The 7,033-nt window shown below is 69.5% G+C and carries 5 protein-coding genes; 4 read left to right on the top strand and 1 reads right to left on the bottom strand.

All coding sequences use genetic code 11. The features are described from left to right. A partial coding sequence (locus ACWGLC_RS17605; protein ID WP_452101084.1) for a DUF222 domain-containing protein occupies nucleotides 1-1,252 on the bottom strand: 1,252 nt, incomplete at its 3' end. Between the two features lie 161 nt (nucleotides 1,253-1,413). Here ACWGLC_RS17605 and purB point away from each other — a divergent pair. The 4 genes from purB to ACWGLC_RS17585 all read left to right on the top strand — a co-directional run bounded on the left by purB (nucleotide 1,414) and on the right by ACWGLC_RS17585 (nucleotide 6,985). Continuing rightward, on the top strand, nucleotides 1,414-2,844 hold the full coding sequence (gene purB / locus ACWGLC_RS17600) for an adenylosuccinate lyase (RefSeq protein ID WP_452101083.1): 1,431 nt from the start codon (nucleotides 1,414-1,416) through the stop codon (nucleotides 2,842-2,844). Nucleotides 2,845-2,969: 125 nt separating this feature from the next. Further along, nucleotides 2,970-3,833 carry an alpha/beta fold hydrolase gene (locus ACWGLC_RS17595; RefSeq protein ID WP_452101082.1) on the top strand — a complete coding sequence of 288 codons (864 nt, stop codon included), beginning with the start codon at nucleotides 2,970-2,972 and terminating at the stop codon, nucleotides 3,831-3,833. 51 nt (nucleotides 3,834-3,884) lie between these two features. After that, entirely contained in the window at nucleotides 3,885-4,775 is an 891-nt protein-coding gene (locus ACWGLC_RS17590) for a phosphoribosylaminoimidazolesuccinocarboxamide synthase (RefSeq protein WP_452101081.1), read from the top strand. Continuing rightward, complete coding sequence (locus ACWGLC_RS17585; RefSeq protein ID WP_452101080.1) at nucleotides 4,772-6,985, top strand: S9 family peptidase; 2,214 nt, start codon at nucleotides 4,772-4,774, stop codon at nucleotides 6,983-6,985. The genes ACWGLC_RS17590 and ACWGLC_RS17585 overlap by 4 nt, the downstream gene beginning before the upstream one ends. The last annotated feature ends 48 nt before the right edge of the window (nucleotides 6,986-7,033 follow it).

Genomic DNA, 7,033 nt, shown 5'->3' with positions numbered 1-7,033 from the left:
CTCGGGGGAACTCACCGCTCATCTCGGAGTGTCCACCAAGACGGGAACGGTCCACGGCGGCGCCGGGGGTGGGGTCGATGTGGTGCAGGCTGGCGCCGTCGCTGCAGGCGAGCAGGTCCAGCAGGGACTGCAGGGCGGCTTCGCCGGTGCGGGCGAACTCCACCCGGGTGTGGTCTGCCCAGCGGCTGGCGTTCGCGCCGGTGGGGGCGATGACGGTGATCTTGGGCCGCAACATCACCCCACCGGAAGCCGGCGCGCCCGAGCCCGACGTGTCCGGCGTGCCGGAGCCGCGCGAGGTGCCGGGCGCTGCGGGGTTGGTGGTGTCACCGGAATCGGTTGCACCCGAGTCGGCGCGGGCGGGGGTGGTGGTGTCGCCGCAGATCAGGGACATCAGGGCATCGGCGCGGCGTTGGGCCAGGCTGTAGGGCGCATCTGCAGACCCGGGGCTGGTGTCGGTGTCGGTGTCGGTGTCAGGTCCGTTGGCGGCTGCGGTGTTGTCGGCGGGCTCGCTGGCAGTGGCTGCGGCGTCTTCTTCGGTGGCGCGGTCGGCGGCGACTTTCTGTTCGAGTGCTTCGGCCAGGACGGCGGCCTCGTCGGCGTGCAGGAGGGCGTGGAGGGTGGACATGCCGTCGCGGCCGGGGCTGATGCTGGCGCCGCGGTCGCGGCCGGCGTCTTTTTTGCGGGCCCGGACCGCGTTCGGATCGCGTGTGGAGATGATCTCGTCGGCCCGGTTGCGGATGGCTTTCATGCCAGGTCGTCTGCCGGCTTCGATGGCGGCCAGGTAGTCATCGACCACGTCCTGTTGGATCTGGTGCAGCAGTGCGGGGTCGACGAATTCCATCTGCCCGGCCAGGGCTTTGGCTGTGGCCTCCTCTAGTCGTCCCTGGGTCATCGCGGTGAGGATCGCCGGGTAGCGAAGGTGCAGGTCGGCGGCGAAGGAGATCATCGTCCCGGCTTTGTAGGTGGAGATCGCCAGCACCCGCACCAGGTGGGTGATCGCGACATCGGCGGCATCGAGGATCGAGTATCCGGGCCGGGGATCGTCGGGGTCGGTACCGCAGCCCGGGTAGTCCAGGCATGCGGTCATCAACTGGTGCGCTGCCGACAGTCGGTGCGCCGCCGCACGGTTCTCGGCCTCCCACCCCGCACGCGCAGCATCGGCGGCAACCGAGATCGCCGCCGCAGCGGCAGATGCGGCCGGACCGGTGGGCGAAGTCGGCGGGCCCGCCTTGTCGTCGTCATCCCTCTCCATCAGCCCCCACCTCCGTCCCGCTTCGCACCTACATCGAATGTGTGTTCTACAGTATCGGGTACGGCGGTATGTCGCAAGGGTGTTCGAGCAATTACATTGGACAAGTCCGCCCGGTCGGCGGAGTGGCGGAGGTGTCGGTGGATCGTGAGAGAATCGGCCCCGTGACCGCCAAGCCCCGCATCTCCAACGTCCTCGCCTCGCGCTACGCGAGTACCGACCTGGCCACCCTGTGGTCCGCAGAGTACAAGATCGTGCTCGAGCGCCAGCTGTGGATCGCGGTGCTCCGCGCCCAGCGTGACCTGGGGATCGACGTCCCCGACGGGGTGATCCGGTCGTACGAGGCGGTGATCGACCAGGTGGATCTGGCATCGATCGCCGAGCGCGAGCGAGTCACCCGTCACGACGTCAAGGCGCGGATCGAGGAGTTCAACGCCCTCGCCGGCCACGAGCACATCCACAAGGGCATGACGAGCCGCGACCTCACGGAGAACGTCGAACAGCTCCAGGTTGTGCGTTCGCTCGAGCTGATGCGCGATCGCACGGTGGCCATCGTGCGCCGCCTGGCCGAGCACGCCGCCGCCCACCGCGACACGGTCATGGCCGGTCGTAGCCACAACGTCGCCGCCCAGGCCACCACACTCGGCAAGCGTTTCGCCTCCGCCGCGGACGAGATGCTCGTCGCGCTCGAGCGGGTCGAGTCGCTCCTCGAGCGCTATCCGCTGCGGGGCATCAAGGGCCCCATGGGCACCGCGCAGGACATGCTCGATCTGCTCGACGGTGACGCCTCCCGGATGGCCGAGCTCGAGCAGCGCGTCGCCGCCCACCTCGGCTTCTCGCGGACTTTCGATTCGGTCGGCCAGGTATACCCGCGCTCGCTGGACCATGAGGTCGTCTCGGCGCTGGTGCAGCTGGGCGCCGGCCCGTCGTCGCTGTCGCAGACCATTCGCCTGATGGCCGGCCACGAGCTGGTCACCGAGGGCTTCCAGCCGGGTCAGGTCGGCTCGTCGGCGATGCCGCACAAGATGAACACCCGGTCCTGTGAGCGGGTTGGCGGCCTGCAGGTGGTCCTGCGCGGGTACGGCTCGATGGTCGCGGAGCTCGCCGGTGCGCAGTGGAACGAGGGCGACGTCTTCTGCTCGGTGGTCCGCCGCGTGGCGCTGCCGGACGCCTTCTTCGCGCTGGACGGCATGTTCGAGACCTTCCTGACGGTGCTGGACGAGTTCGGCGCGTATCCCGCCGTGATCGACAAGGAGCTCCAGCGCTACCTGCCGTTCCTCGCCACAACCAAGGTCCTCATGGCCGCGGTCCGCGCGGGAGTCGGCCGGGAGGTCGCGCATGAGGCGATCAAGGAGAACGCGGTCGCCGTGGCGCTGGCGATGCGCGAGGAGGGGCGTGAGCCCGACCTGCTCGACCGTCTCGCCGCCGATGACCGACTGCCGCTCGACCGCGCGGCGCTCGACGAGGCGCTGGCCGACCGCGCGGCGTTCGTGGGCGTCGCCGGCGACCAGGTCGACGCCGTGGTGGCCCGGATCGACGCGCTCGTCGCCCGCTATCCGGAGGCCGCGGGGTACGCGCCCGGCGCGATCCTGTAGCGCGGGCCCCCGGCGGCGCCGTTGGTGACGACGACGACGAGTTCGCCCGCGGGTCCGGGTCCCGGGTCGCCACGGTCGCGGTGATCTCGTGTCATCGGTTCGTCAGCGGCGATAGTGTGGCGCACATGCGCCAGAGTCTTCTCCCTGTTCCCGGTACCGGTGGCCTGCAGGTCACCCTGCATCACGCAGAGGCCCCCCGGGCCGTGCTCGTGCTGGTCCACGGTTTCGGAGAGCATTCCGGCCGATACGGACGAACGGTCGACTTCCTCCTGTCCCGGGGCGTCACCGTGGCGACTTACGATCTGCGGGGTCACGGCGCCGCTCCGGGGCCGCGGTTCAGGGTCGCGATGGAAACCCATATCGAGGACAACCTGGCGGTCCGTGACGCGGTGGCGCAGTGGAGCCGCTCAGATGAGGGTGCCGGCGCCGACACGCTCCCGCGTCTGCTCATGGGCCATTCGCTGGGCGGTCAGGTCGCCGGGGAATCCGCGCTGCGGCGGCCGTGGGATCTCAAGGGACTGATCCTGTCCTCGCCCGGGCTCCTCGTGGGCGAGACCACCCCCGCCGTGCTGAAGGCCATCGCGCCCGTCATCGCGCGAATGCTGCCGTTCCTGCCGGTGGAGAAGCTCGATGCGAACGACATCTCGCGTGTGCCCGAGTACGTGGTGGACTACAACTCCGACCCGCTGGTCCTCCACGGGGGTGTCCCGGCGCTGTCCGCGGGGACGTTGCTGGCCGGGGGTGCCCGACTGATCGAGCGGTCGCGCGCGCTGCGGGTGCCCACGCTGATCCTCAACGGCTCCGCGGACCCGATCACGGCCCCGGCCGGTGCGCGTCGTTTCACCCAGCTCGCCGGCTCAGACCACGACCCCCGTCCCGAGATCACCTACCGCGAGTTCGAGGGCGGCAAGCACGAGTTGTTCAACGACCGGTGCGCCGACGAGGCGTACGAGGCGTTGGGGGCGTGGCTCGACGCGCGCCTGGGCTGATGCCCCTCGCCGGACGGAGCACGGAGAGGCGCGACGGCTACGCTGGCCGTCATGCGACCTGAGCTCTCCTCCTATCGCCATCTCGCCGCCGGCAAGGTCCGCGAACTCTATGAGATCGACGCCGAGACCCTGCTCATGGTGGCCACGGACCGGATCTCCGCGTACGACCACGTGCTGGCAACGCCGATCCCGGACAAGGGCCGCGTGCTCACGGCGATGAGCGCCTACTTTTTCGACGCGCTCGACGTGCCCAATCATCTGGCCGGGCCGTTGGACGACGAGCGGATTCCCGCCGAGGTGCTCGGGCGGTCGATGGTCGTGCGTCGACTCGACATGGTGCAGGCCGAGTGCGTCGCCCGTGGGTACCTGACCGGCTCCGGCATGGTCGAGTACCGCGAGTCGGGCACGGTGTGCGGAATCGAGCTGCCGGACGGGTTGGTCGAGGCCAGCCGCCTGCCGGAGCCGATCTTCACGCCCGCCACCAAGGCCGCGGTGGGCGACCACGACGAGAACATCTCGTTCTCCCAGCTCACCGACATCGTCGGCGCCGAGCTGGCCGATCGACTGCGTACCGCCACCCTGGACGTCTACTCCCGGGCAGCCGAGATGGCGGCCGCGCGCGGCGTCCTGCTGGCCGACACCAAGTTCGAGTTCGGGCTCTCGGGCGGTGAGCTGATCCTGGCCGACGAGGTGCTGACACCGGATTCCTCGCGCTACTGGCCCGCCGACACCTATGAGGCGGGCCGCGTCCAGCCGAGCTTCGACAAGCAGTACGTGCGTAATTGGCTCACCGGCCCCGACTCGGGCTGGGACAAGGCCTCGGACACGCCCCCGCCGCCACTTCCCGCGGAGGTGGTGGAGGCGACGCGCGCACGCTACATCGAGGCCTACGAGCGCATCTCGGGCCTGTCGTTCGCCGACTGGATCGGGGGCGACGCATGAGCACCTCGGACATCTCGCCGAACGCTGCCGCGCCCACCCCTCCGGTCGCCGAGCGCCGCCCGCACCACCGCGAGCACCACGGGCGCGTCTTCGTCGACGACTACGAGTGGATGCGCGACAAGGACGCCCCCGACACGCGCGCCTACCTCGAGGCCGAGAACGCCTACACCGACGCCATGACAGCGGACCTCAAGCCTCTCGAGGACGAGGTCTACGAGGAGATCCGGTCCCGCGTCAAGGAGACCGATATGTCGGTCCCGGTACGCTCCGGCAGCTGGTGGTACTTCTCGCGCACCATCGAGGGCAGGTCCTATGCGCAGCACTGCCGGGTGCCTGTGGCCGGCGAGTTCGCCGCGGACATGTCAGACCCCGCGGGCTGGGTCCCGCCAGAGGTCTCTCCAGGTGTAGAGCTGCCCGGAGAACAGCTGTTGATGGACGGAAACGTCGAGGCGGAGGGGCACGAGTACTTCGCGCTCGGCGCCTTCTCGGTCAGCCACGACGGCCGCATGCTCGCCTGGGCGACCGACACCGAGGGCGACGAGCGCTACACCCTCCGCTTCCGGGCGCTGGATCCTGAGGTCACCGCGCCGGAGGAGGAGATCTCCGGCATCGCCGCGGGGGTGACCTGGTCGCGGGACGGGAACTATGTCTTCTACGTGACCGTGGACGAGGCGTGGCGTCCCGATACGGTGTGGCGTCACCGCCTGGGGACGACCCGTGACGACGACGACAAGGTGTTCCACGAGCCCGACGAGTCCTATTGGATCGGTGTGGGCGAGACCCGTAGCGAGAAGTACCTGCAGATAGCGGTGGGTTCCAAGATCACCACCGAGGTATGGTGCCTGGACTCCGCCGACCCCGCCGGCGAGTTCTGGTGCGTCCGGCCGCGCGAAGTGGGCGTGGAGTACGACGTCGAGCACGCCGTGGTCGGTGGGCAGAACCGCTTCCTGATCACGCACAACGCCGGGGCGCCCAACTCGACGATCGTCGAGGCGCCGGCCGGGCCGGTGGAGGGGAGTTTCACCGAGCTGCGAACGCTGGTGCCGCACCGCGACGACGTCCGCGTCGAGGGCGTGGACGCCTTCGAGCGGTTCCTGGTGCTCGGCTACCGCGAGGCGGCGCTGCCCCGGTTCGCGATGATGCTGCTCGATCCTGGATCGACCGACGGCGCGCAGTCCTACGGCGATTTCGAGCCGGTCGAGTTCGACGAGGAGTTGTTCACCTCCGGACCGGGCGCGAACGCCGAGTGGCGGACCCCGGTACTGCGGTTCGGATTCGGCTCCTTCGTCACGCCGGGCCGGGTGTACTCGCTGGACCCGGTCTCGGGGGAGCGGACGCTGCTGCGCGAGCAGGAGGTGCTGGGCGGCTACGATCCGGCCGGGTACGTGCAGCGTCGCGACTGGGCGACCGCCGAAGACGGTACCCGGGTGCCGATCTCGTTGGTCATGTCAGTCGACACGGCCGCCCGAATCGATGCCGGCGAGCAGGTGCCGACATTGTTGTACGGGTACGGCTCGTACGAGTCGAGCATGGACCCCTCGTTCTCCGTCGCGCGGTTGTCGCTGCTGGACCGCGGCATGGCGTACGCCGTGGCCCATGTCCGGGGCGGCGGCGAGATGGGCCGTCTCTGGTACGAGGACGGAAAGACGCTGGTCAAGCGCAACACGTTCACCGACTTCATCGCGTGCGCCCGGCACCTGATCGACTCGGGGCTCACGGCCCCGGACCGTCTGGTCGCGGAGGGCGGGAGCGCCGGCGGACTACTCGTGGGTGCTGTGGCCAACCTCGCGCCGGAGCTGTTCGCGGGTATCCAGGCCGTCGTGCCGTTCGTGGATCCGCTCACCTCGATCCTCATGCCCGAGCTGCCGCTCACGGTGATCGAGTGGGATGAGTGGGGCGACCCGCTGCACTCCGAGGAGGTCTACGACTACATGGCCTCCTACTCCCCGTACGAGAACATCGAGGCCAAGGACTACCCGGCGATCCTCGCGGTGACCTCGCTGAACGACACCCGCGTGCTCTACGTCGAGCCGGCCAAGTGGGTGGCCAAGCTGCGTGAGGTGTCGACCTCGGCCAACTCGACCGACAGGCCCGTGTTGCTGCGTTGCGAGATGAGCGCCGGTCACGGTGGCGTCTCCGGTCGCTACGAGCGCTGGCGCCAGATCGCGTTCGAGTACGCCTGGACGGTCCGCACCGCGACCGCCGGCTAGCTGTGATGTCCAGAGAGGTTGTCCCGACTCGGGTTGGTGAGTTCGGCT

Source organism: Dietzia sp. NPDC055877 (genome assembly GCF_053615975.1).
This window is presented reverse-complemented; position numbering and strand designations above follow the sequence as displayed.

What these genes read in the sequence shown, in the direction of transcription:
- ACWGLC_RS17595 (WP_452101082.1), top strand. Translation starts at nt 2,970, where the DNA reads ATGCGCCAGAGTCTTCTCCCTGTTCCCGGTACCGGTGGCCTGCAGGTC.
- ACWGLC_RS17590 (WP_452101081.1), top strand. Translation starts at nt 3,885, where the DNA reads ATGCGACCTGAGCTCTCCTCCTATCGCCATCTCGCCGCCGGCAAGGTC.
- ACWGLC_RS17585 (WP_452101080.1), top strand. Translation starts at nt 4,772, where the DNA reads ATGAGCACCTCGGACATCTCGCCGAACGCTGCCGCGCCCACCCCTCCG.